Source organism: Mesorhizobium sp. B2-5-3, assembly GCF_006441005.1.
GTDB lineage: Bacteria > Pseudomonadota > Alphaproteobacteria > Rhizobiales > Rhizobiaceae > Mesorhizobium.
This window is the reverse complement of sequence record NZ_VFUS01000017.1, coordinates 1-23,562: the sequence shown is the minus strand read 5'-3', so window position 1 is coordinate 23,562 and position 23,562 is coordinate 1. Positions and strand designations below refer to the sequence as shown.

The following is a 23,562-nucleotide window of genomic DNA, read 5'->3' as shown; positions in this document are numbered from 1 at the left end:
GCATCGGCCAGTCGGGAGGATGTGTGTGCTTTTTGCGCAAATGAAAACAAGTTGCGCATATGAAAAATGGTGCTAGTGTCGATGGCGAGCCGGCTATTGCCGGTGCCGGGAGGATTTGAGTGGCATGACGAAGCTGCGCGGACTGGCGTGGGATCATAGACGATGCTGGGGTCCGCTGGACGCCAGCATCGAGTCCTATTGCGCCGCGCATCCCGGCCTGGAGATCCAATGGGACCGCCGCAGCCTCTATGAATTCGGTGAGGGCGCCCTCGGTCCGGTGCTCGGCACTTACGATCTGGTCGTGTTCGACCATCCCTTCATCGGCGATATCGCCCAGGATGAACTGATGGTCCCGTTCGACGCTTATCTGTCGGCCGAACAGATCCATTTCTTCGAACGTGACTCAGTCGGGGCGTCCTGGCGCTCCTACCAGAAGAACAGCCGTCAGTGGGCGCTGCCGATCGATGCCGCCTGCCAGGTCGCCTCCTATCGGCCGGATTTGCTGGAGCGCTACGGGCCGGTGCCCAGCACGCACCAGGACGTGCTGGAGCTTGGCCGGCGCGCGCGCAGCGACGGCAAGTGGCTCGGCCTGCCCTTCGTGCCGACCGACGCCATGTGTCTGCTTCTGACGCTTGGCCGTCCCCAGGAAGATGGCGAGCAATTCATCGCGAAGGAAATGGTCGAGCAGGCGATTGCGCAATTGCGCGAGCTTGTCGCGCTTTCGCACCCGGACTCGTCGAAATGGAATCCGATCCGCTGCTACGACCACATGATCGCGCATGACGACGTTGTCTACGTGCCGTTCGCCTTCGGCTATGTGAATTACGCCTCGAAACCCGACAGGCCCCATCTGCGCTTCGCCGACGTGCCCACCCCGCAAGCCGCCGGCGCCTTGCTCGGCGGTGCCGGCATCGGCGTCAGCGCCCAATCGAAGCACAAGCAGGCCGCGATCGACTACGCACTGTTCCTGTGCTCGCCCGAATACCAGCGCGGCGACTATGTGAAATCTGGCGGACAACCGGGTTCGCTGGCTGCCTGGAAGGATGCCGGGGTCAATGGTCTTTCCGGCGATTTCTTCGGCTCGACGCTGCGGACGATCGCATCGTCCTATCTGCGTCCGACCCATCCGGGCTTCATCGCCTTCTTCCGCGAATGCGCGCCGCATGCCGCCGCAGCCATAGCCGGTGACATGTCGGCGACCGAACTCGCAGGCCACGTCAACAGCCTCTACCGCGAAACCAGGCAAGTCCAGCCGGAACGGAGCGTCGCCTGATGGCCGCCAGCGTTGCCGAGACGCTCGACGAGGGCGAAAGCGGCCGCAACGGCTATCGCGTGCCGGCGGTGGAGAAGGCGCTCGACGTTCTGGAATTCATGGCCTCCAGCGCCGAAACGCTGACCCAGACCGAGATCGCGACCGGCCTCGGCCGCTCCATTCACGAGATCTACCGTATCCTGCTTCTGCTGGAGAAACGGGGCTATATCTTTCGCACGCAATCGGACCGTTTCCGGCTGTCGCTGAAGCTGTTCGAACTGGCGCACATGCATCCGCCGGTAAACCGGCTGGTGGAATGCGCTCTGCCGGTGATGCGCGAATTGACCGCCAATGCCGACCAGAGCTGCCATCTCGTGGTGCGCGAGGGCCAGAACGCACTGGTGGTTTTGCAGATCGATTCGCCGCTGCCGATGCGCTACTCGGTAGCACTCGGGTCGCATTTCCCGATCCTCGAAACAAGTTCGGGTGCCGTGCTGCTCGCCCATTCGAACCGGGCCGAGCGCGACCGCATCGTCGAGCGCATCGTGGCCGCCGGTGAGGGCCAGGGCACGCGGGCCGAAATCGAGGCGCGGCTGAACGAGGTCGCCAGGCTCGGCTACGAGATGCGCGCTTCCTTGGCCGTTGCGGCCTGCACCAACATCTCCATGCCTGTGCACGATCACACCGGTGCCGTCATCGCCGCGCTAACCGTGCCGCTGCTGCCGCAGAAGGCGGCGCGGTTCGACAGCGAAATCGTCTTCGAACGCACCCGCGCCGCCGCCGAGAAGATATCGGCGGCACTCGGCTGGGGCGAAGCCACCAACTCCTTACGTGCCGACCCGGAACGGCGGGACTATCCGTTCAGCGACTAACAAAAGCGATAAATCTGGGAGAAGAAAATGCTCTGGTCCAAGTCAATCCTGTTTGCGTCCGCCGCCGTGCTGGCGCTCGGCGCCGCCGCCGCGCATGCCGAGAACATGCCCAAGCGCATCGGCTACGTCACCAACTACGCCACCCATGAGTGGTATCAGAACGTCATCAAGGGCATGAAGGCTCACGGTAAGGAACTCGGCATCGAGGTCGAGGTGCAGGATGCCAATCTCGACATAGCCAAGCAGGTCGCCGCGGCCGAAGACTTCATCGCCAAGGGCGTCGACGTGCTGATCATCACCCCGGTGAACGAAGAAGGCGTGGTGCCGCTGCTGCGCCAGGCCAAGGCCGCCAACGTGCCGGTCGTGCTGGAAGGCAATCCGGTCAAGGGCATGACCACCATGGTCGCCATCTGCGACTACGACACCGGCTATTTCTCCGGCGTCGAGGCCGGCAAATACGCGAAGGAAAAGCTCGGCGGCGTTGCCAAGGTGATGAATGTCGGCCTGCCGCTGCTTTCCGCCACCGTGCTGCGCTCGCACGGCTTCATGGACGGGCTGAAGACCATCATCCCCGATGCGGTCATGGTCCACGATCTCGACGGCGGCGGCAATCCGGACCGCGCTCTCGAAGTGTCCTCCGCGGCACTGGCCAAGAACGCCGATATCAACATCATCTACGGCATCAATGATTCGTCTTCGTTGGGTGGCCTGCAGGCCTGGAAAGCGGCGGGCAAGTCGCAGGATGGCCTGTTGACGGTCGGCACGGGCGGCGAAGGGCTTGCCTTCATCAACGCGATGCAGAACGAGCCTTCCTACCGCATCGAAGCCGCGATGTTCCCCGAGAAGGAAGGCTTTACCGCCATCGATGCCGCGGTGAAGCTTTTCAACAATGAGGAAGTGCCGGAGCACATCGTCAGCCCGACCGCGCCGATGAACGGCGACGATTGGAAGAAGTTCTATGACTATGACGGCACCACCCGCACCATCAAATGGGATGCCGTCAACGCGCTGCAGCCGCCGGCAAAGTGCATGAAGACCTCCGCCGACCTGAAGAAATAAGGCCGGCCGATATCGCCCTTCCCGTGTTGCGGGAAGGGCAGGCGGCCAGGACCTTTCGGTGGCCAAGACAAATGCCTGGTTCGACACGACAGGTTCCAGAGGGACCAGGCAAACGGCCGGGAATGGACTGAAATGAGCGAGCTTACACAGGCCTCCGCGTCGAAGCGTTTCATCGGCGGCAACCTTCTGGGCAGCAGCCAGCTCGTGCTGGGCGCAATCCTGGCCGTGCTGTGCATCGCCATCTCGATCGCGGCGCCGCAATTCTATTCGGAGGCCAACATCATCGCCATCCTGCGCCAATGCGCTCTGGTGCTGATCGTCGCCTCGGGCATGACCATGCTCATCATCACCGCCGAGGTCGACTTGTCGGTCGGCGCGTCGCTCGCCTTCGTCGGCTGCATCGGCATGGCGGTGCTCAATTCCACCCATAGTCTTACGCTCGGCATGCTGGCGGCGCTCGCCTTTGCCGGCGGGGTCGGCCTGTTCAACGGGCTGGTCGTCACCAGGCTCAGGGTGAATTCGCTGATCGCCACCATCGGCACGATGATGATGCTGCAGGGCGGCGTCTATCTCTTCACGCGCGAGGCGGTGCAGAACCACAACCAATTGGCAAACTTCACCGATCTCGGCGCCGGTTATGTCGGCCCCGTGCCGGTTCCCGTCATCCTGGCGGCGCTGATCTTCGTGGTTGCCTATGTGACGCTGCGCTTCACCACGCTCGGCCGCTACCTCTACGCGGTCGGCGCCAATGAAAAGGCGGTGCGCCTGTCAGGCATTCGCTCGGAACGGCTCAAGCTGTTGGCCTTCGTCGTCACCGGCCTGTGCGTCGGTGTTGCCGGCATGATCCTGTCGTCGCTGATGAATGCCGGCCAGCCGACCGCCGGCCGTGGCTTCGAGCTGACGGTGATTGCCGCCGTCATCCTCGGCGGCACCAGCCTGCTTGGTGGCCGCGGTTCGCTGTTCGGTACCTTGCTTGGCGTTCTGGTGCTGAAGGTGATCGACAACGGCATCATCATCCTCGGCTGGAACCAGGATTTGCAGATGGTGGTGCCGGGCATCGTCATCATCCTGGCAACCTATCTCGACATCATCCGGAACAGAGCCAATGTCCGTTGATTTCCTGCATCCTGGCGAAGGCGCGGCCATCGATACCGATGTGCCGGCGCTGGAATTGCGCGGCATCGGCAAGCGCTTTCCCGGCGTCGTGGCGCTCGACAATGTCGACTTCACCCTGGAGCCCGGCAAGATCCATGCGCTGATGGGCGAGAACGGCGCCGGCAAGTCGACGCTGATCAAGATCATGGCCGGCGTCTACGGCAAGGACGCCGGCTCCATTCGCATGCGCGGACGCGAGGTCGACATCAAGTCGCCGCGCGACAGCTTGAAGCAAGGCATCAAGGTCGTGTTCCAGGAGATCGCGCTGATCTCCGAATTCACCGTTGCCGAGAATATCTTCCTGGAAGGCTATCCGACCGGCAGGACGGGCTCCATCGACTGGAAGAAGATCCGCGCCGATTCAGCCGCGCTCTTCGACCGCATCGGCTTCAACGTCGATCCGGCGGCGCGCACCGGCTCGCTGCCGGTCAGTCAGCAGCAGATGGTCGAGATCGCCCGCGCGCTCGCTCATGAAGCCCGAGTGGTGGTGATGGACGAGCCGACATCCTCGCTGACGCCGAACGAGGTTTCGCTGCTGTTCACCGTCATCCGCCGGCTTGCCGGCCTTGGCATCGCGGTGGTCTATGTCAGCCACAAGCTCGACGAAGTGTTCGAGATCGCCGACACGGTGACGGTGCTGCGCGACGGGCGCCACATCTCGACCAAGCCGATCGGCGAGCACACCAACGACACGCTGATCCAGGACATGATCGGCCGGCGCATCGAAAATCTGTTTCCCCGCAAGCGTGGCGCACCGGCTAGCAAGGTAGCCCTGTCAGTGGACAAGCTCAGCACGGCGAAGAAGCTCAACGGCGTGTCCTTCGAGGCGCGCGCCGGCGAGGTGCTCGGCTTCTTCGGGCTGATGGGCGCCGGTCGCACCGAACTCGCCAAGGCGATCGTCGGTTACGATCCGATCACTTCGGGCACGATCACCGTCGACGGCCAGCGCCTCTCGCCGCACGATACGCGCACCGGCGTCAGGTTAGGTATCGGTCTGCTCACCGAGGATCGCAAGAGCGAAGGGCTGATGGGCGAGCTGCCTGTCTACCAGAATGCCAGCCTCGCCTCGCTTGGCGCCTTCGCCCGCATGGGCTTCGTCGATAGGGCCAGGGAACACAAAGCGGTGCAGGATTACGTCGACCGCTTCCGCATCAAGACGCCCAGCCTGTTCCAAGAGGTGAAAAACCTCTCAGGCGGTAACCAGCAGAAGGTGCTGATCTCGCGCTGGCTGATGCGTGGCCTCAAGGTCATCGTCGTCGACGAGCCGACCCGCGGCATCGATGTCGGCGCCAAGTCGGAGATATTCGCCTTGATCGACCGGCTCGCCGGCGAAGGCCTGGCGGTCATCATGATGACGTCGGAAATGCCGGAGCTACTCGGTCTTGCCGACAGGGTCGCGGTGATGTGCGAAGGCCGCCTGACCGCGATCATGCCGCGCGACGAAGCCACGCAGGAGAAGATCCTCAATGCGGCGATCGGATAAGACATGAGCGTTGTGAATACAGTCTCCGCGAAAGCCCGGCCGTCCATGCTGGCGCGGCTCTTTGCCCGGCAGGAACTGGCGCTGCTGGTCTGCCTCGTGCTGGTGCTGGCTTTCTTCTCCGTTACCGTCGAGAATTTCTTCTCCGTGCGCAACATGACCAATGTGCTCGGCCAGGCCTCGCTCGCGCTCACCGCCGGCATTGGCTGCGCCATCGTCTTCATTTCCGGCGAGGTCGATATTTCGATCGGATCGCTGCTGGCGACCATTGCACTGCCGCTGATCATCATCATGAACGACACCAATTCGCTGCTGCTCGGCGTCGGTGGCGCGCTGTTGTTCGGGCTGATCATCGGTGTCGTCAACGGCTATCTCACCGCCTATGCCGGCATCAACTCGCTGATCGTGACGCTGGGCACGATGTTCATCATGCGCGGCGGCGTCTATCTCTACACTGGTCAGCGCGCGATCCCTGACGATGCCAGCCTCGACAGCTTCATCGCGCTGTCGGATGGCCGCCTGTTCAACGTCATCCCCTATTCGGCCGTCATCGCCATCGTCCTGCTCGCCGCCTTCGCCTACATGATGCAGCACCGGCCGTTCGGACGGCAAATCTATGCCGTCGGCGGCAATCAGGAAGTGGCCCGTCTTGCAGGCTACGACGTGCGGCGGGTCAAGTTCATCTGCTTCATCATCAGCGCGCTGCTGGCGACGGTCGCCGGCATCATCCTGGCCGCGCGGGTCGGCTCGGCACAGCATACGGCGGGGCTCAATTTCGAATTCCAGGTGGTTGCCGCCACCGTGCTCGGCGGGGTCAGCCTTGCGGGGGGCATCGGCAGCCTGACCGGCATGGCGCTGGGCGTGCTGATCCTGCAATTCCTGTCCAACGGCCTGCGCGGGCTTGGCCTGCCGACCGAGTGGCAGTTGGTCATCACCGGCATGATCATCATTGCCGCGGTCGCCCTTGATGAAGCGAAACGCCGGCGTGCGAATGGAGGCTGAAGATGGCTCGTCTTGAAGCAAAAATCGCCGTCATCACTGGTGCGGCCGACGGGATCGGCCACGCGATCACGCAAGCGATGGCGCGCGAAGGGGCGCATGTCTTCCTGGGCGACATCGCCGACAGCGCTGGTGAGGATTTCGCGGCCGCACTTCGCGCCGCCGGCCACCGCGCCGACTATCTGCATTGCGACGTTTCGCAGGAGGCCGACATTTCAGGCCTCATCGACAGTGCCGTCAAAAAGACGGGACGCCTCGACATCCTCGTCAACAACGCGGCCATTGCCATTGGCGGCATGCCGGTGCACGAGATGACCGACGAGCAGTGGCACCGGCTGATAGCAGTCAACCTGACCAGCGTGTTTCGCGGCTGTAAATACGCGCTGCCGCACATGATCGCGCAGAAATCGGGCTCGATCATCAACATGGCCTCCGCGCAAGGCCACATCGGGCTTGATGGCTGGACCGCCTATGCCGGTGCCAAGGGCGCGGTCATGGCGATGACACGCCAGATGGCGGTTGAATTCGGGCCGCTGAACATCCGCGTCAATTCGATCTCGCCGGGCACCATCAACACGCCGATGAACGACAAACTCATCAAGGAGATCGGCGGCAATCTTGCCAAGGCCTGGGTCAAGATGCATCCGCTCGGCCGTATCGGCGAGCCTTCGGAAGTGGCCGAGGCCGCCGTCTATCTTGCCTCCGATGCCGCCGGCTTCACCACCGGCACCGACCTGCGCGTCGATGGCGGGCTGACGGCGGCGCCGCGCTACGTTCCCGAACTGCTTTGAAAATTTTGAAACGAGACATGACATGAACAAGGCCCTCGAAGGCGTCCGCATCCTCGATTTCAGCCATCTGCTGCAGGGGCCGTTCGCTACCCAGCTGCTCGGCGACATGGGCGCCGATGTCATCAAGATCGAGCGCGCCGGCGCCGGCGACATGTTCCGTGGCATGACCTTCTTCGCCAAATGGGTCGGCGGCTCGGAGAGCCCGAACTTCCTCGCCTGGAACCGCAACAAGCGTTCGATCGCGCTCAACCTGAAGAGCCGCAAGGTGCATGCCATCATCATGGAAATGGCGAAAAGCGCCGACGTGGTGGTGCAGAACTTCCGCCCAGGCGTGCTGGCCAAGCTCGGCTATGGTTATGAGGATTTCAAGACCGTCAATCCGCGCATCATCTATTGCTCGGGCTCGGGCTATGGCGAGGAAGGGCCTTATGTCGAGCGCCCCGGCCAGGACATGCTGATCCAGGGGCTCGCAGGGCTGATCGCCAACACCGGCCGCGGCGATCAAGCCCCGGTTCCCGCCGGCGCCGGCCTCGCCGACCAGATCGGCGCCATGAACATGGTCTACGGCATCCTGTCGGCGCTCTATTATCGCGAGAAGACCGGCAAGGGCCAGAAGATCGAGGTCAACCTGCTGGCCGGCCTTTTGGCGCACCTCAACCAGGAATATGTCGCGGTGCTCAACCTTGGTGAGGACTTCGTGCGGCCGAATTCCGGGATCGGCCATCCCGGCATGCAGGCGCCGTTTGGCATCTACGAGACCAGCGACGGCGGCTACGTGTCGATCGCCATGAGCCCGTTCAAGACGCTCTACGAGGTGCTGGAGGCGCCGCAGCTTGCCGTCTACGACGATCTCAAGACTTTGTTCGACAAGCGCGATGAAGTCTTCGAGAAGGTGAATGCCGAGACCAGGAAATTCGCCACGCAGGATTTGTTGGCGCGGCTGCTGGCAGCCGACATCTGGTGCGCCGAGGTGAAGGATATCCGCCGCGCCGCTGAGGACCCGCAGGTCAAGCACATGGGCATGATCACCAGCTACGACCATCCGCGCGGCGGCAAGGTGCAGGTGGTCGCCCCGGCGGTCAAGATGAGCGAGACGCCCGCGACCATAGAACGGCCGGCGCCGCTGGTCGGCCAGCACGGCCGCGAGATCCTGGCCGAGTTCGGCCTCTCCGAGGACGAGATCGCCGCATTGGAGGCGTCCGGTGACATGACCGTGGACGCCGCCTGACGATGCGCGCCTACCAGACACTCACGGTCGAAACCGCGGGCCGCGTCGCGATCGTCACCTTCCGCCGCGCCGATCAGCTCAACGCCATGAACCGGCTGATGCAAGGCGAGATCACTGAAACCTTCGAGTCGCTATCCGGCGATGCAAGCATCGGGGCGATCGTGGTGACAGGGGAAGGGCGCGGCTTCATGGCCGGCGCCGACATCAAGGAATACGCCGCCCAGACCGGACCGGAATTCGACATTTTCCAAGCTGCCGGCATGCGCATGTACGCGGCCATCGAGAACAACCGCAAACCGGTGATCGCGGCGGTCAACGGCTTCGCGCTGGGCGGCGGCATGGAGCTGGTGCTGTGCTGCGACCTCGTCATCGCCAACCAATTCGCCAAGCTCGGCCTGCCGGAAATCAAGCTCGGGCTGATCCCCGGCGGCGGCGGCACGCAACGCAGCGTGGCCAAGCTCGGCCGCAACCGCGCCAATTTCCTGCTGATGACCGGCGCCATCGTCCCGGCCTCGGAATTCGTCGCTGCCGGTCTGGTCAACGAGATCGTCGAGGTCGACCGGCTGATGCCGCGCGCGCTGGAACTGGCCGAAATGATCGCCGCCGAGCCTGCTGCCGCAATCGAGGGACTGAAGGCGCTGACGGCGCATGCCGTGTCCGGCGATCTGGACGATGGGCTCACCATGGAGCGCGACATATTGGGTGAGCTCTATCGCAGCGAGATCGGCCAGCAGCGCGTCAAGGAGTTCGCCGAGCGGAGCACGACAAAGGCAAAGAAGGGCGGGCCGTGAACGCGGGCGACGATTATCGCGGATTGGGCTGGGCGCATGGCGCGCTGACTGTCCAGCGGCTTGGCGCGATGCTGGCGCCGGTTACGTTCATTCTGGAGGACGGTCGGCAGGTTTCGCCGATGCACATTGCGCCGTGGTCGAACGAGCCGCAGGCGCAAGCGCTGCCAGGCATCCTGCGCAGGTTGCGCGGCGAATGGCCCTGCGTGCCCTTCGGCTATTCGGTGCCGGCCGATGGATGGCCCGAGGACTGGGCTCGGGTGATGGGCTCGCCGGAGGAGGGCGAGGAAGCCCATGGCCATAGCTCCAACCATGACTGGCAATGGCGCGAGAGCGCCAAAGGATCGTTGTCACTGACACTCGCCTATCCAGCCGGAAGCCCGGTCGGGCGTGTCGAGCGGACGGTGACGCCCGACTCGTCGATGCCAGCCGTCGACGTTGAATTCAAGATCGTCGTTCGCCATGCCTGCCGATTGCCGATCGGCTTGCATCCGGTGTTCCGGCTGCCAGCGGAGATCGGCGCCGCCGCGCTGGAACTTGGTTCCTTCGATCACGGTCGCACCTATCCACACGATGTCGAAACTGGCGCTGAACTGTTCGTCCGGAACGCGTCCTTCACTGACTTGTCGAGCGTACCGGCCCGCGCGGGTGGCATGGCTGATGCTTCGCGACCGCCGCTGGTGCCCGACACGGAGGAATTGTTGCAGATCGAGGGCCTTGATGGCACGGTGGCGCTCGCCAATCATGCGGACGGGTACCGCGTGAAACTTTCCTGGCAGAAGGAGCATTTCCCGAGCCTTTTGCTCTGGTACTCCAATCGTGGCCGCAAAGCAGCACCCTGGAACGGGCGCCATGTCGCCATCGGCATCGAGCCGATCTGCTCGCCCTTCGGGCTCGGCCCGGCGACAGCGTTGGCCGACAATCCGATCGCGCAATCCGGCATTGCGACGGCGCAGGAATTCTCGCCTGAAAAACAGTTCGTGACCCGCTATCGCATCGAGGCATCCGCGCTATGACGAACCGTGCCGCAATGTCCCTGGTCAAGCCGAACCGGCCGCGCTTCACGGATGTCGAAGGACTGGCCGCGATGGTCGGCCATGGCGAATCGTTTGGTGTCGGCGGCCACCATTTCGCCCGGCTGCCGATCGCATTGCTGCGTGCGATAGCCCGGTCGGGCGTCAAGGATCTGCATTACATCTGCTGGGCCGGCGGCTTGCCCCTCGAACTGCTGCTCGAAGCGCATGCCGTGGCTGAGATCGACCTCTGTTTCTCCAGCCTCGACATTTTCGGCTTGCCGCCAAAATTCCGCGCAGCCGCCGAAAGCGGCGCGATACCGGTTCGCGATTGGACGGCGCTGGCCATGATCCAGGCGCTGCGGGCGGCGCAGCAGAACCTGCCCTCGATGCCGTTCCAGCTTCCGCTGGGATCGGGCATGCTGGCGCGCGTGCCGGGTGCGAGCGCCAGACCTGATCCGATTGCCGGTACCGAAAACGGATTCGTCCCGCCGCTGCGGCTCGACACATTCGTCGTCCATGCCCAGCGCGCCGATGAAAGCGGCAATGTGCAGATCATCGGGCCCCGCGCGCTGGACTTCGCCATGGCGGGTGCGGCGCGCAAGGTGCTGGTCACGGTCGAGGAAATCGTGCCGGGCGGGACGCTGCGCCAGGACGGCCGCCAGAGCGTGCTGACCCGCAACCAGGTTTCGGCGATTGCGCTGGCGCCGGCCGGCGCCTATCCGGCCTCGTGCCTGCCGTTTTACGTCACGGATTATCAGCGATTGTCGGAGGCGTTCGCCGACCGGCAAACGCCTTTGGCGGACAATCTGCGCCCGCCTTCCGAGGGCGTGCCGAAGCCGTTGCAAACAGCCGCGAAGGTTCGAGCTGACACAGTGCTTGCCATGCCGGCGCTTGCGCGCGCCGAAGAGAAAGCATCCGTTGACGAGATCATCGCCGCCCGCATCGCCGCCGAACTCACCAATGAGAGCTTCGCCAGCGCGGGTGCGGTCTCGCCGCTGGCCAACGTCGCCTACCGGCTGGCCAAGGCAACGCACGCGCCGGACATGATCATCGCGACGACGAGCTGCGGCCATCTCGACATCGCGCCAAGCCCGATGATCCTCTCGCTGATCGAAAGCCTCGATTGCGAAACGGCTGTCGCGCATGCCGGCGGCGACGACACCTACTCGACCTATTACCAGGCCGGCGCGGTGACGCACGAGATCGTCGGCGCGGCACAGGTCGACCGGCGCGGCCGCGTCAACACGATCGCACTGCGCAAACCAAGCGGCGGCCTCATCCGGTTGCCGGGGCAAGGCGGCATGGCCGATGTCGCCAACATGCACCGCGATTACCTGCTCTACATCCCCCGCCACTCGATCCAGTCGCTGGTGAATGAGGTCGAAATCGTCAGCTCGGCTCGCGGGCTGCTGACGGCGGCCGAACGCGAGCCGATGGGCTATCGCACCGGCAGGGCGCTGGTCTTCACCGATCTCTGCGTCTTCCGGCTCGACGAGACTTCGAGGGAATTGATCGTCATCGAAACCATGCCGGGCGTCACGCAGCAGCAGATCCGTGACGCCACCGGATTTGCGGTGTCGTTCGACGCCTGTTGCCGCGAGGTCTCGCTGCCTTCCGACAGCACGCTCGCCATCTTGCGAAACCGCATCGACCCGCTCGGTCTGCGCCGTCTGGAATTCGTCAGCGCCAAGGAGCGCGGCGCGCTGATCGCCGAGATTCTTGAAGCCGACCGCGCGATGGTCGGACGCTGCATCACCGCGCAGACGGCGCTTGTCGAAAGCTGAGATCCCATGGCCAAGCCGTTGCTCGACATGTCAGCCGCGCGCGTTTTCTTCGACGGCATCTTCACCAGCCCGCGCGTCGCGCATCCGGAGGGCGTGGCCGTTCACCGCGATGGCTCGATCTGGTGTGGCACCGAAACCGGCGACCTGCTGCGGCTGGCCGCCGATGGCGGCTCGGTCGGGCGCATGGGCGGCACCGACGGTTTTCTGCTCGGCATCGCTTTCGACAGCGCGGGAAACTGCTTTGCCTGCGACCTCAGGCATGCCGCGATTTTCCGCTGGGATGCCGCGACAGCGCGCATGGAGCGCTTCGCGTCGGCCGGCATTCGCGTGCCGAATTACCCGATCGTCGACGAGGCGAGGGGTTGGCTCTTCGTTTCGGACAGCGTTGGCCAGGACAATCGCTCGGGCATCTTCCGCTACGATCTCAAGACGGGCGAGGGCGGCCTGTGGTGCCGGGAGGCGATGTCGTTCGCCAACGGCATGGCGATGGCGCCGGACGGCAACGGCCTCTATGTCGTGGAAAGCGACGCACCCTGCATCAGCTATGTGCCGATCCTTGCTGACGGATCGGCGGGGGCTCGTGAGATCGTCGTCGAGGGCGTGCACAATGTTCCGGACGGAGTGGCCTTTGCGCCTGACGGCTCATTGTTCATCTCATGTTATGAGCCCAGCCGTATTTATCGCTGGCAAAAGGACAAAGGTCTCGAAGTGCTGATCGAGGATCCCGCCGCAACCACGCTGGCGCACCCCACCAACATCGCCTTCAAGGGCGACAAGCTCTATACCGCCAATCTGGGTCGCTGGCATATTACCGAGATCGACTTGAGCCTTCTCCAGCAAGGGAAGTAGCATTTCGCAGAAGGTCAACTCGTCGGGCGAAAGGGTTTTGCCAGCGAGGCCGGGAAGTGCAGGGCCAGCATCTGGCGGTTTCGTGAGATCAGCACCAGAACGATGATGGTGGCGAGATAAGGCAGGGCCGAGAGCAGTTCGGATGGCACGTCCAGCCCCAGCGCCTGACCTTGCAACTGAAGGATCGTCATCCCGCCGAACAGCCACGCGCCAAGCAGGATGCGCAGCGGCCGCCAGGTGGCGAAGACCACCAGCGCAAGCGCGATCCAACCCTTGCCGGCAGTCATGTTCTCGACCCAGAGCGGCGTGTAGGCGACCGACAAATAGGCGCCTGCCAGGCCTGCCATCAGCCCGCCGAACAGCACGGCCATGTAGCGGATCCTGATCACGGGATAGCCGATCGCATGCGACGTCTGCGGCGACTCGCCGATCGTGCGCAGCACCAGGCCAGCTTTCGTGCGGTAGAGAAACCAACTGATGGCGACGAACATCAGCAGGGCCAGATAGACCATCGGATCGAAGCGGAACAGTAGCGGACCGATCAGCGGCAGATCGGACAGAACGGGGATGTCGAGGCGGCGCAGTGCCTCGATCGGCTCGCTGCCGAAGCCGCGCCCGAGGAAGGCGGAGACGCCCGAACCGAAGATCGCCAGCGCCAGGCCGGCTGCATATTGGTTGGTCAGGAACGTCAGCGCCAGAACGCCGAACAGCAGCGAGGCGGCCGCACCCGCCAACGCGCCGGCCAGGATCGCCACAGGCATCGGATAGCCCGCGGTGACGGCCCAGAATGCCAATGCGGCGCCCATCAGCATCATGCCTTCGATGCCGAGATTGAGGACACCCGACTTCTCCACCACGAGCTCGCCGAGCGCGGCGAATATCAGCGGTGTGGCGGCAATGACGGTGCCGGTGAAGATGGCGATGAACAGATCCATCAGGCTGTCTCCCGCACGATCCGAAATCCGCTCATCGTGCCGTCTCCAGCGCATGCGTGTCCCGGACGGGTCGCACCAGTCGAACGCGATAGAAGATGAAGAAGTCGGCGGCGAGCAGGAAGAACAACAGGATGCCCTGGAAGATCCGCGTCAGGGCCGAAGGCAGTCCGAGCGTCATCTGCACACCTTCGCCGCCGAGGAAAAGCAGCGACATCAACAGCCCGCCAAGCACGATGCCGAACGCGTTCAGCCGTCCGACGAAGGCAACGATGATGGCCGCGAAGCCGTAGCCTGGCGAAATCTGAGGCGAGAGCTGCCCGAGCGGCCCGGCGGCTTCCGCCATGCCGGCAATGCCGGCCGCGGCACCTCCCGCCAGCAGTCCGATCCAGACCGCAGCCGATTCGCGAAAGCCGGCATAGCGGGCGGCAAGCGGTGCAGCCCCGCTCACCGACATCTTGTAGCCGAGAAAGCTGCGGTCGGTGAACAGCCACATCAGGAGCACGGCGACGACCGTGATGAAGATCGACGGGTTGAGCCGATAGGCGGGGTCAAAGGATTCGAACAGGGCCGCCGTCGGCAGAAGTGCCGTCTGCGGATAGTTGAAGCCGGCCGGATCGCGCCACGGTCCGTGCACGAGATAGGACAGGAACAGCGTCGCGATATAGGTCATCATCAGCGTGACCAGGATCTCGTTGGTGTTCATGCGGGCGCGCAGAAAGGCGGGGATTGCCGCCCAGGCCATGCCGGCGCCCATGCCTGCGATGAACATCAGCGGCAACAGCAGCACGCTTTCGGGGTTCGGCCAGAAAAGCCCCACGCCGCTGGCCGCGATTGCCCCCATGGTGAACTGGCCCTCGGCGCCGATATTCCAGACATTGGCGCGGAAGCCGACCGCCAGCCCGCAAGCGATGAGGATCAGCGGCGAGGCCTTGAGCAGCCATTCGGACAGGCCGTTCATGGAAGAGAGCGGCTCGATGAAGAAGGCATGGAGGGTCGCCAGCGGATCATGTCCGAGGGAGGCGAAGAAAATCGATCCGACGATGACGGTCAACAGGGTCGCCAGTGCGGGCGCGGCGACGCGCATCAGCGAGGAGGGCTCCGGCCTTTGTTCAATCCTGAAGCGCATTGTTGCCACCCCCATTTGCCAATGCGCCGTCGCTCATGCCGCGGCCCGTCATCAGAAGTCCGATCTCCTCGCGATCGGTCGTCTTGCGCGCCAGCGGTGGGGAAACCTTCCCTTGGCAAATGACCAGCAGCCGGTCGCAGATCTCGAACAACTCGTCGAGTTCCTCGGAGACGACGAGCACCGCCGCGCCGGCGCGGCTGAGATCGACGATGGTCTGCCGGATGAAGGCGCTCGCGCCGACATCGACCCCCCAGGTCGGCTGAGACACCAGGAGGAGCTTCGGCTGGAGCGCGATCTCACGCCCGACGATGAATTTCTGCAGATTGCCGCCGGACAGGCTTTGCGCGGTCGCCTCCGGCCCGTTGGCCTTGACCTTGAACCTATCGATTATGCCGGCGGCGAACGCCTTGGCCCGGCGCCGGTCGACCAGCCCGTTGCGCACCGTGCCGAAGCGGTGCGCGGTCAGCACCGCATTCTCCCACAGCGTGTGCGAGGGCACGGCGCCGCGCCCGAGCCGCTCTTCGGGAACGAAGGCGACGCCGAGCTTGCGGCGCTCGTGCGGGCGAAGGCGGGCTGCGCCGGTTCCGCAAATCCGGATGGCGTCGCTGCGCTCATGCGTGCGCTCGCCGCTGAGCAAGGCGATCAGCTCGGCCTGGCCATTGCCGGAAACCCCGGCCAGGCCGACAATCTCGCCGCCATGCACCTTGAAAGAAATGTCCTTCAGGTCGACGCCGAAATGATCCCGGGACTTCACCGTAAGTCTGTTGACCTCGAGCACCGGTCTGTCGCTTGGCGTCGGCGGGCCGACATGCATTTCAGGCAGCTTCGAACCCACCATCATGCGGGCAAGCTCCAGCGACGTCGTCTCCTTCGGACGCGCGGTACCGGTGACCTTGCCGTTGCGCAGCACGGTGGCGGTGTCGCAGAGCTCCTGGACCTCGTCGAGCTTGTGGCTGATATAGACGATGCTGCAGCCCTCGGCGGCAAGTTGGCGGAGCGTCTCGAACAGCTTCACCACCGCCTGCGGCGTCAGTACCGAGGTCGGCTCGTCGAGGATCAGCAGTTTCGGCCCCTGCAGCAGGCAGCGCACGATCTCGACGCGCTGGCGCTCGCCGACCGACAGGTCGTGCACCTGGCGATGCGGGTCGATGGGCATGCCGTAGCGGCGCGACAGATCGCGGATCTTGTCGGCGAGCGAAGGCAGGTCGTATGCGCTGCTTGCCGAGAGCGCTATGTTCTCGACCACCGAAACGGATTCGAACAGCGCGAAATGCTGATAGACCATTTCGATGCCGAGTGCGCGCGACATCGCCGGGGTGTGCGTGGCGATCGGATTGCCGTCGCAAAAGATCTCGCCGGAATCGGCTTGCGTCGCCCCATAGATGATTTTCATCAGGGTGGATTTGCCGGCGCCGTTTTCGCCCAGCACGGCATGGATCTCGCCGGGTTGAATCGACAGCGACACATCGTCATTGGCGACGACGCCGGGATAGCGCTTGCAGATGTTGCGCAGTTCTAGTCGCGGATGCATGGCGGGTCCTGCCGTGGCGTGAAGCGAGGTTGGACGGGAACCAGGCAAGGAGACGCCGAAGGTATGGACTTGGGCGTCTCCCGGCACTTTTACGGTGATCAGCTCAGCCTGCCGATCATCCCCTTCACGAACCAGTTCATGCCGCGAATGTCGTCATCGGCCAGAACCGAACCGGCGGCAACCTTGACGTTGCCGTCCTGATCCTTCAGCTCCCCGGCGTAGGGATGAAGCTTGCCGCTGCCGATGTCGGCCTCGAGCTGCTTGAGCTTGGCGCGCGCATCGGCGGGGATACCCTCATTGTAGGGGGCCATTTTCACCACCCCGGCCGCCAATCCGTCCCAGCGGACTTCCGGCTTCCAGGTACCGGCGGCCACGGCCTTGGCTGCGCCGACATAGTCGCTGGTCCAATCGAGAACGAAAGAGGTCAGCTGCTTGCCCGAGGCGAATTTCGACATGTCGCTGGCATAGCCGATCGACCAGGCGCCACCTTCGCCGGCGACCTGTACGCCGGTCGCGGTGTCCGTCATCGAGCAGACCACGTCGCAGCCTTGAGAGATCAGCGTCTTGGCCGCCTCCTTCTCCTTGCCCGGGTCGAACCAGGAATTCAGGAAGATGGTGTTGCAGGTCGCGTTTGGATTGACGCTCTGCGCGCCAAGCAGCAGCGCATTTGCCGGACCGACGATGTCGGGGATCGGAAAGCCGCCGATGAAACCGATCTTGCCCGATTTGGACATGTAGCCGCCCGCCGCGCCGGCGACGAAGGTGCCTTCGTAATATTTCGCTTCGAAGGTTCCCAGATTGGCTAGGTGGACGATGCCTGAGCAGTGTTCGAACGCCACCTTGGGAAAGCGCGGCGCCACCTTCTGCATCGGCGTTCCATGCGAAAAGCTTGTGCCGAAGATCAGCCTGTTGCCGGCGCTGGCCAGTTCGCGGAAGACACGCTCGGCGTCCTGCGGCATGAAGATGTTGTCGACGACGGTGAGCTCGACCTTGTCGCCGAATTCGGCCTTGATGGCCTCGACGCCGAGGCTGTGCTGCTTGGTCCAGCCGATCTCGGCGACCGGCGAGACGTAGACGGCACCGATCTTCAGCACCTCCTGCGCCTGTGCGATGGTGCTCAGCGCTCCCGCGCCAAGAGCCGCGCCGGCCGCGCCGCTGTGTTTCAGGAATTCACGTCTCGTCAGTTTCTTCATGATGGTAGCCCTCTGTTGGTCTTTTTTGTTGATGCCCGGCTTGTCGGTGCTCGGTCTGTTCTGGGGATATGGAGGTGGAGATGCGTTGCCGCGTCGCCGCCGCCGGATGCATTCGACAATCTTCGCAGCGGCACAGTCGCGCCGTCGGCCTTGCCGTCGAGATAGGGCGCTAGCGCTTCGGCAGGCGTCATCTCTGGAAACACTGCGCGATCCATGATGTAGCCGCGCACCACCGCGCGGTGGTGGGTGTCGATCAGGTCCATGGCCGGTTTCAGCCGGCCCTTCTCCAGCAGGTCGACGACCCGCGAGTGGTCGTCCAGCAGATTGCAATAGTCGAAATCGGCTGAAATGAGGGAGCGCAGCAGCGTCGTGCGGCGCACCAGCTGCGCGTGGATTTCCTGCATGACCTTGTTGCGGCTGAGGCGTACGAACACGGTATGGAACTCTTGGCCCAGCACGTCGGCCAGCGCATCGTTGCCGGCGGCAACAGCTTGGCGCTGGCGCTCGACATGCTGGCGCAGTTCGGCCCAGCCGGCCGGCCCAAGGCGATCGCTGAGCTGTGCTGCGACGCCCTGTTCGACGAGCGTCAACGCGTCGTAGATCTCCATCGCCTCCTGCATGCTCGGCTTGGCGACGAAGGCACCGCGGTTGCGTTCGATCTGGGCCAGCCCGTCATCGGCGAGCCGGATCAGGGCCTGGCGCACCACGATGCGGCTCACGTTGAATATTTCGGAGAGTTCGCGTTCGCCGAGCTTGCAGCCGGGCACGAGGCGATGGTCGATGATGGCGCGGGTCAGCGTATCCGCGATGGTCTGGGAACGGCTGCTCAAGGCATGGTTCTCCGCCATTTCGACGACATGATCAGCGGGCTTTCGTGATGGCGACATGCCTCGTCAGGACATGACATATCCCAGGTTCAGCTTTCTCATATCGGAATTCAATCATCATAATCTGTCAACACAAAAAAGGATTTTGGACGACAAAAAAATGTTGATTGGTATCCAATCTTGTGGTTTCGTCGTCCCGAAACGTCGGGCTAGGTTCATGGTGAAGGGCTAGCCGAGTTGGGAGGGAAGCCGATGGCAACCCGTTGCGTTGACCGCGAGCTTTTGAACGACTGGCACATCGTCGCGGATCAGGAATCGCTAAGCCAGGATACGCGGTTTGCCACATGCCTGCTTGGGGTCGCTCTCTCCGTTCACAAGTGTTCAAACAAGATTGAAGTCGTTCGCAGCGATACGGGCGCCACGCTGAAAAGCGCCCAGCGTTATGGCTTCATCTGGACCTGCCTGGACAAGCCCTGGCGCGACATCATCTATATCCCTGAGGCCAATGAGGCAGACCGGCATCTGGTCAGCGGCGGTTCGATCGCGGTCAAGGTGTCGGGCCTCCGCGCGGTCGAGAATTTTCTCGATATGGGGCATTTCCCCTTCATTCATACCGGCTGGCTCGGCGAGGAGCCGCATACCGAGGTCGCGCCCTACAAGGTTGAGATCACAGCGCAGGACGAGGTGCTGGCGACCGAATGCAAATTCTATCAGCCGGTGGCTTCGCCGACCGCCAAGGAAGGCTTTGTCGTCGACTACATCTACAGGGTGATTCGGCCCTACACGGTGGCTCTCTACAAGAGCAACCCGATCCAGAAGGACCGGCTCGACGTCATTACCCTGTTCGTGCAGCCGGTGGACGAGGAAAACTGCATCGCGCATCCTTACCTCTGCTATCTTAAGGAAGGCATGGAGGCGGCAACGGTGCGCAGCTTCATGCAATTGATCTTCGCCCAGGACAAACCGATCCTGGAGAACCAGGTACCCAAGCGCCTGCCGCTCGATCCGCGTGCCGAGACCCCGATCCGTGCCGATGCCGTGTCGGTTTCCTACCGGCGCTGGTTGCGTGATCGGGCCGTCACCTATGGCGCGATACCGGCACAAGCCTGATGACGTCTGGGGGCATCCAAAGGATAAAACGATGACAAAATGCTCGGATCCCGTGATCCTCAATCTCTGGCATCCCGTAGGGGCGATCGCCGAGACCGTTCCCGGCGGTGTCCAGGACACCATTCTGCTCGAGGAGCGGCTCAGCTTCGCGGTCGACGTGGATGGTGAGCCCGTCGTCTGGCGCTCACGTCCCGATGTACAAGGAGTTGATCGTATTCCAGCCGCCGACAGGCTGCCGGCAAGAAGCGCCTACGGCTATGTCTGGACTTCGCTCGGCTCGCCACCGGCCGAGCTGTTTCCGATCCCGGAATATGAAGAGCCGGACCGCCGCAAGCTCAACGCGGCCACGTTTGGCGTCAACGTCTCGGCACCGCGCGCCATCGAGAACTTTCTCGACATGGGTCACTTTCCCTATGTGCATACCGACATATTGGGCGTCGAGCCGCACACTGAGGTCAAGGAATACGACGTCGAGATCTCGGTAGATCGTGACGAGATCCTGGCCACGCGCTGCCGCTTCTTCCAGCCGATGGCTTCGACCGCTTCCGGTGGCGGCGCCGACGTGGACTATGTCTATCGCGTGCCGCATCCCTATTGCTCCGTGCTCTACAAATCGAGCCCGGTCGACGAGGCACGGCGCGACGTCATCGCCATCTTCCTGCAGCCGGTCGACCAGGAGCACGTGCGCGCCCACATGCTGCTTTGCGTGCTCGACGAAGACAACGAAGACAAGGTGATCAAGCGCTTTCAGCAGACGATCTTCGGCCAGGACAAGCCGATCCTGGAAAACCAGGTGCCCAAACGCCTGCCGCTCGATCCGCGCGCCGAAACGCCCATCCGGGCCGACAAGTCGGCCATCGCCTACCGGCGCTGGCTCAGTCAGAAGGGCGTGACCTACGGTGTCATTCCGGTTGCGGCCTGACGAGATTCTTGGAGACGATTGATGTTGGAAGAAGCCAGAAGCCAGTGGCATCCGATCGCCGCTTCCCATGATTTGCCGTACCGCCACGTTTTCCATGGTCAATTGCTCGGCCGGGAATTCGCCGTCTGGCGTGCCGATGACGGCTACGTCAACATCTGGGAAAACCGCTGCCTGCATCGCGGCGTCAGGCTGTCGATAGGCATCAATGACGGGCGCGAGCTGAAGTGCCAATATCACGGCTGGCGTTATTCGAACCGCACCGCCGGCTGCACCTACATTCCCGCGCATCCTGCCGACGCACCGGCCCGCACCATCACCAACCGCACCTTCCCCGGGGTCGAGCGCTACGGCTTGGTCTGGTCCTCCGAGGAGCCTCGCGGCGAGGTGCCGGATGTTGCCGCGCTGACCGAAGGCAAGCTGCTCGCCTTGCGCGGCATCGCGGTCAACGCGCCGGCCGACAAGGTCGTCGAAAGGCTGAAGGCCTATCGCTTTCAGCCCAACGCAGCGATCGAAGGCGAGGGCGCGGAAACCATCATCGAGGCCGCGCGGGATTTTGCCGTGGCGCTGCACTCGCGCGATGGTGGTGCCGAGACGCGCGGCGTGTTCTTCGTGCAGCCGGTTGATTCAAACCGTTCGGTGATCCGTGGCGTGCTCGATCAGGAGGCCGAAGGGGCCACCCGCATCGCCATCCTGCGCCACCACAATGAGCGGCTTTCCAAGCTGCGCGACGAGGTCGAGCGCGACGTCGCGAACGCACCGGCGCCCGCGCCGATCGAGCCGATCTACGAAAGGGTGTCGGCCGAACTCGCCGAAATGCCCGAGGTGACCGCGCATGGCCGCAAGGCGGCGCTGCGCGTCAGCGTGGCCAGGAAATGGCAGGCGGCCGACGGCGTTGCCGGTTTCGAGCTCCGCCCGATCAAGGGCATCCTGCCGACGTTCCAGCCTGGGGCCCATATCGACGTCCATATGCCCAATGGCGAGATCAGGCAGTATTCGATCACCAACGGCCCTGGTGAAACCGACAGCTTCATCATCGGCGTCAAGCTGGAGCGGGATTCGAAGGGCGGCTCCAAATGCATGCATGAGACAGTCCGCGAGGGCGACGTGCTGGCGATCTCCGAGCCGCGCAACAATTTCCCGCTGCGCCGTGACGCGATCAAGACGCTGTTCGTCGCCGGCGGCATCGGCATCACGCCGCTGCTCGCAATGGCGCAGGCGCTGAAGAACCAGGAGCTGGCGCACGAGCTGCACTATTTTGCGCAAGGGCAGGAACACCTCGCTTTCGCCGATCGGCTGAAGCATCTCGGCGATGCGCTGAAGCCGCATCTCGGGCTGTCGCCGGACGCGACCGGCGCCGAGCTTCGAGGGATTCTCGCCGGTTACCGGGACGGCATGCATCTCTATATCTGCGGTCCCGGACCGATGCTGGAAGCCGCGCGCAAGATCGCCGCCGAGCAAGGCTGGCCGGATACCGCCATCCATTTCGAATATTTCAAGAACACCAACAAGATCGACGACAGTTCGAGCTTCGAAGTAGCGCTGGCGCGCTCCTGCGTAACGCTGCAAGTGCCGGGCGGCAAGACGATCATGCAGGTCATGCGCGAGAATGGCATCGATGTTCCGTCGTCCTGCGAGCAGGGCGCATGCGGCACCTGCGTCGCCACCGTGATCGAAGGCGAGCCGGACCATCAGGACGTCTACCTCAACGATGCCGAGCGCAAGGCCGGAACCAGGATCATGACCTGCGTCTCGCGCGCCAAATCGGCACGCCTCGTGCTCGACGTTTAGGAACTCCCGATGATCACGCTTTACGATTACGAACTTTCGGGCAATTGTTACAAGCTGCGGCTGCTGATGAGTTTTCTCGGCATCGACTACAAGACAGTGCCGGTCGACTTCTACCCCGGCCGCGAACACAAGTCGGAATGGTTCCTGAAGCTCAATCCGCTCGGCCAACTGCCGGTTATCGAGGATGAAGGGCTGATCCTGCGCGACGCCCAGGCGATCCTGGTCTACCTCGCGTCGAAATACGATCCGTCGAGCACATGGTATCCCCGGAACAGACCGGCCCTGCTCGGCGAGATCAGCCAGTGGCTGGCCTTCGCCGACGGCATCACTTCGACGGCGTCGGCCGCCCGCCTGCACGACGCGCTGTTCTACGATTTCGACATCGATGCCGCACGCGCCGGCGCGCACCGGCTGTTCCGTATCCTCGACGAGCATCTGTGGTTCGGCGAGCAGCAGGGCCGCGGCTGGATCTGCTCGGCCGATCATCCGACCATCGCCGATATTGCCTGCTTTCCCTACATCATGCTGTCGGAGGAGGGCGGCATTACGCGCCAGGACTATCCCGCCATCCGGCGTTGGTGCGATCGTGTCAAACGCATCAAAGGCTTTACCGTGATGTCGGGCGTGTTCCCGGCGGGGCCGGCCAAGGCCGCATGATTTCTATCGCAACGCCGGGCGATCGATCGTCCCGGCAAGCAAGTTTGGGAGAAAGAAATGAAAACCCGCGCCGCTGTTGCCGTTGCTGCCGGAAAGCCGCTTGAGATCATGGAGGTCGACCTTGACGGCCCGCGCGAGGGCGAGGTGCTGGTCGAGATCAAGGCGACCGGCATCTGCCACACCGACGAGTTCACGCTGTC

The 23,562-nt window shown here is 63.5% G+C and carries 21 protein-coding genes and 1 pseudogene; 17 read left to right on the top strand and 5 right to left on the bottom strand.

Going from position 1 to position 23,562, the window contains the following annotated elements:
- Positions 1-124: 124 nt before the first annotated feature.
- From FJ867_RS26705 to FJ867_RS26650, 12 genes are all read left to right on the top strand, one after another.
- Positions 125-1,273: an extracellular solute-binding protein gene (locus tag FJ867_RS26705; protein WP_140564404.1), complete on the top strand. Its 1,149-nt coding sequence runs from the start codon at positions 125-127 to the stop codon at positions 1,271-1,273.
- Complete coding sequence (locus FJ867_RS26700; RefSeq protein ID WP_140564403.1) at positions 1,273-2,124, top strand: IclR family transcriptional regulator; 852 nt, start codon at positions 1,273-1,275, stop codon at positions 2,122-2,124. Before FJ867_RS26705 ends, FJ867_RS26700 begins: the two co-directional genes overlap by 1 nt.
- A gap of 27 nt (positions 2,125-2,151) precedes the next feature.
- Complete coding sequence (locus FJ867_RS26695; protein WP_027027652.1) at positions 2,152-3,183, top strand: sugar ABC transporter substrate-binding protein; 1,032 nt, start codon at positions 2,152-2,154, stop codon at positions 3,181-3,183.
- Positions 3,184-3,315: 132 nt separating this feature from the next.
- On the top strand, positions 3,316-4,299 hold the full coding sequence (locus FJ867_RS26690; protein WP_140515234.1) for an ABC transporter permease: 984 nt from the start codon (positions 3,316-3,318) through the stop codon (positions 4,297-4,299).
- Positions 4,289-5,821, top strand: coding sequence for a sugar ABC transporter ATP-binding protein (locus tag FJ867_RS26685; RefSeq protein ID WP_140564402.1), 1,533 nt, complete (start codon positions 4,289-4,291; stop codon positions 5,819-5,821). The genes FJ867_RS26690 and FJ867_RS26685 overlap by 11 nt, the downstream gene beginning before the upstream one ends.
- A 3-nt stretch (positions 5,822-5,824) precedes the next feature.
- Positions 5,825-6,820: an ABC transporter permease gene (locus FJ867_RS26680; RefSeq protein WP_140515236.1), complete on the top strand. Its 996-nt coding sequence runs from the start codon at positions 5,825-5,827 to the stop codon at positions 6,818-6,820.
- A 2-nt stretch (positions 6,821-6,822) separates the two neighbouring features.
- Positions 6,823-7,608 carry an SDR family oxidoreductase gene (locus FJ867_RS26675; protein WP_140497497.1) on the top strand — a complete coding sequence of 262 codons (786 nt, stop codon included), beginning with the start codon at positions 6,823-6,825 and terminating at the stop codon, positions 7,606-7,608.
- Between the two features lie 22 nt (positions 7,609-7,630).
- Complete coding sequence (locus FJ867_RS26670; RefSeq protein ID WP_140564401.1) at positions 7,631-8,836, top strand: CaiB/BaiF CoA-transferase family protein; 1,206 nt, start codon at positions 7,631-7,633, stop codon at positions 8,834-8,836.
- A 2-nt stretch (positions 8,837-8,838) separates the two neighbouring features.
- Positions 8,839-9,627, top strand: coding sequence for an enoyl-CoA hydratase/isomerase family protein (locus FJ867_RS26665; RefSeq protein WP_140497502.1), 789 nt, complete (start codon positions 8,839-8,841; stop codon positions 9,625-9,627).
- The gene (locus FJ867_RS26660) at positions 9,624-10,640 is read left to right on the top strand and encodes a hypothetical protein (RefSeq protein WP_140525107.1); all 1,017 of its coding nucleotides are present in this window, start codon (positions 9,624-9,626) and stop codon (positions 10,638-10,640) included. The genes FJ867_RS26665 and FJ867_RS26660 overlap by 4 nt, the downstream gene beginning before the upstream one ends.
- Positions 10,637-12,424 (top strand): CoA-transferase, encoded by a 1,788-nt coding sequence (locus tag FJ867_RS26655; protein ID WP_140819013.1) that lies wholly within the window; start codon positions 10,637-10,639, stop codon positions 12,422-12,424. The genes FJ867_RS26660 and FJ867_RS26655 overlap by 4 nt, the downstream gene beginning before the upstream one ends.
- Positions 12,425-12,430: 6 nt before the next feature.
- Entirely contained in the window at positions 12,431-13,273 is an 843-nt protein-coding gene (locus FJ867_RS26650) for an SMP-30/gluconolactonase/LRE family protein (protein WP_140497508.1), read from the top strand.
- Positions 13,274-13,287: 14 nt separating this feature from the next.
- Here the strand turns inward: FJ867_RS26650 and FJ867_RS26645 are convergent, their stop codons facing one another.
- The 5 genes from FJ867_RS26645 to FJ867_RS26625 form a co-directional block, all read right to left on the bottom strand.
- Complete coding sequence (locus tag FJ867_RS26645) at positions 13,288-14,208, bottom strand: ABC transporter permease (protein ID WP_140515241.1); 921 nt, start codon at positions 14,206-14,208, stop codon at positions 13,288-13,290.
- Positions 14,209-14,239: 31 nt separating this feature from the next.
- Positions 14,240-15,334 (bottom strand): ABC transporter permease, encoded by a 1,095-nt coding sequence (locus FJ867_RS26640; protein ID WP_140497512.1) that lies wholly within the window; start codon positions 15,332-15,334, stop codon positions 14,240-14,242.
- Positions 15,318-16,865, bottom strand: a complete 1,548-nt coding sequence (locus FJ867_RS26635; protein WP_140685206.1) for an ABC transporter ATP-binding protein — start codon at positions 16,863-16,865, stop codon at positions 15,318-15,320. The genes FJ867_RS26640 and FJ867_RS26635 overlap by 17 nt, the downstream gene beginning before the upstream one ends.
- 98 nt (positions 16,866-16,963) lie before the next feature.
- Positions 16,964-18,058, bottom strand: a complete 1,095-nt coding sequence (locus FJ867_RS26630; RefSeq protein WP_140819012.1) for a BMP family ABC transporter substrate-binding protein — start codon at positions 18,056-18,058, stop codon at positions 16,964-16,966.
- Entirely contained in the window at positions 18,055-18,888 is an 834-nt protein-coding gene (locus FJ867_RS26625; RefSeq protein WP_140497518.1) for a GntR family transcriptional regulator, read from the bottom strand. The genes FJ867_RS26630 and FJ867_RS26625 overlap by 4 nt, the downstream gene beginning before the upstream one ends.
- 249 nt (positions 18,889-19,137) lie before the next feature.
- On the opposite strand from FJ867_RS26625, the gene FJ867_RS26620 reads away from it, so the two are divergent.
- The 5 genes and pseudogenes from FJ867_RS26620 to FJ867_RS26600 form a co-directional block, all read left to right on the top strand.
- Positions 19,138-19,995 (top strand): aromatic ring-hydroxylating dioxygenase subunit alpha, encoded by an 858-nt coding sequence (locus FJ867_RS26620; RefSeq protein WP_140628962.1) that lies wholly within the window; start codon positions 19,138-19,140, stop codon positions 19,993-19,995.
- Between the two features lie 31 nt (positions 19,996-20,026).
- On the top strand, positions 20,027-20,917 hold the full coding sequence (locus tag FJ867_RS26615; RefSeq protein ID WP_140561634.1) for an aromatic ring-hydroxylating dioxygenase subunit alpha: 891 nt from the start codon (positions 20,027-20,029) through the stop codon (positions 20,915-20,917).
- Positions 20,918-20,938: 21 nt separating this feature from the next.
- Positions 20,939-22,705 (top strand): Rieske 2Fe-2S domain-containing protein, encoded by a 1,767-nt coding sequence (locus tag FJ867_RS26610; RefSeq protein WP_140819010.1) that lies wholly within the window; start codon positions 20,939-20,941, stop codon positions 22,703-22,705.
- 9 nt (positions 22,706-22,714) lie between these two features.
- Entirely contained in the window at positions 22,715-23,362 is a 648-nt protein-coding gene (locus FJ867_RS26605; RefSeq protein ID WP_140564393.1) for a glutathione S-transferase, read from the top strand.
- 57 nt (positions 23,363-23,419) lie between these two features.
- Positions 23,420-23,562 (top strand): annotated as a pseudogene (locus FJ867_RS26600) (S-(hydroxymethyl)glutathione dehydrogenase); the annotation flags it as partial.

What these genes read in the sequence shown, in the direction of transcription:
- FJ867_RS26705 (WP_140564404.1), top strand. Translation starts at nt 125, where the DNA reads ATGACGAAGCTGCGCGGACTGGCGTGGGATCATAGACGATGCTGGGGT.
- FJ867_RS26700 (WP_140564403.1), top strand. Translation starts at nt 1,273, where the DNA reads ATGGCCGCCAGCGTTGCCGAGACGCTCGACGAGGGCGAAAGCGGCCGC.
- FJ867_RS26695 (WP_027027652.1), top strand. Translation starts at nt 2,152, where the DNA reads ATGCTCTGGTCCAAGTCAATCCTGTTTGCGTCCGCCGCCGTGCTGGCG.
- FJ867_RS26690 (WP_140515234.1), top strand. Translation starts at nt 3,316, where the DNA reads ATGAGCGAGCTTACACAGGCCTCCGCGTCGAAGCGTTTCATCGGCGGC.
- FJ867_RS26685 (WP_140564402.1), top strand. Translation starts at nt 4,289, where the DNA reads ATGTCCGTTGATTTCCTGCATCCTGGCGAAGGCGCGGCCATCGATACC.
- FJ867_RS26680 (WP_140515236.1), top strand. Translation starts at nt 5,825, where the DNA reads ATGAGCGTTGTGAATACAGTCTCCGCGAAAGCCCGGCCGTCCATGCTG.
- FJ867_RS26675 (WP_140497497.1), top strand. Translation starts at nt 6,823, where the DNA reads ATGGCTCGTCTTGAAGCAAAAATCGCCGTCATCACTGGTGCGGCCGAC.
- FJ867_RS26670 (WP_140564401.1), top strand. Translation starts at nt 7,631, where the DNA reads ATGAACAAGGCCCTCGAAGGCGTCCGCATCCTCGATTTCAGCCATCTG.
- FJ867_RS26665 (WP_140497502.1), top strand. Translation starts at nt 8,839, where the DNA reads ATGCGCGCCTACCAGACACTCACGGTCGAAACCGCGGGCCGCGTCGCG.
- FJ867_RS26655 (WP_140819013.1), top strand. Translation starts at nt 10,637, where the DNA reads ATGACGAACCGTGCCGCAATGTCCCTGGTCAAGCCGAACCGGCCGCGC.
- FJ867_RS26650 (WP_140497508.1), top strand. Translation starts at nt 12,431, where the DNA reads ATGGCCAAGCCGTTGCTCGACATGTCAGCCGCGCGCGTTTTCTTCGAC.
- FJ867_RS26645 (WP_140515241.1), bottom strand. Translation starts at nt 14,208, where the DNA reads ATGGATCTGTTCATCGCCATCTTCACCGGCACCGTCATTGCCGCCACA.
- FJ867_RS26640 (WP_140497512.1), bottom strand. Translation starts at nt 15,334, where the DNA reads ATGCGCTTCAGGATTGAACAAAGGCCGGAGCCCTCCTCGCTGATGCGC.
- FJ867_RS26635 (WP_140685206.1), bottom strand. Translation starts at nt 16,865, where the DNA reads ATGCATCCGCGACTAGAACTGCGCAACATCTGCAAGCGCTATCCCGGC.
- FJ867_RS26630 (WP_140819012.1), bottom strand. Translation starts at nt 18,058, where the DNA reads ATGAAGAAACTGACGAGACGTGAATTCCTGAAACACAGCGGCGCGGCC.
- FJ867_RS26620 (WP_140628962.1), top strand. Translation starts at nt 19,138, where the DNA reads ATGGCAACCCGTTGCGTTGACCGCGAGCTTTTGAACGACTGGCACATC.
- FJ867_RS26615 (WP_140561634.1), top strand. Translation starts at nt 20,027, where the DNA reads ATGACAAAATGCTCGGATCCCGTGATCCTCAATCTCTGGCATCCCGTA.
- FJ867_RS26610 (WP_140819010.1), top strand. Translation starts at nt 20,939, where the DNA reads ATGTTGGAAGAAGCCAGAAGCCAGTGGCATCCGATCGCCGCTTCCCAT.
- FJ867_RS26605 (WP_140564393.1), top strand. Translation starts at nt 22,715, where the DNA reads ATGATCACGCTTTACGATTACGAACTTTCGGGCAATTGTTACAAGCTG.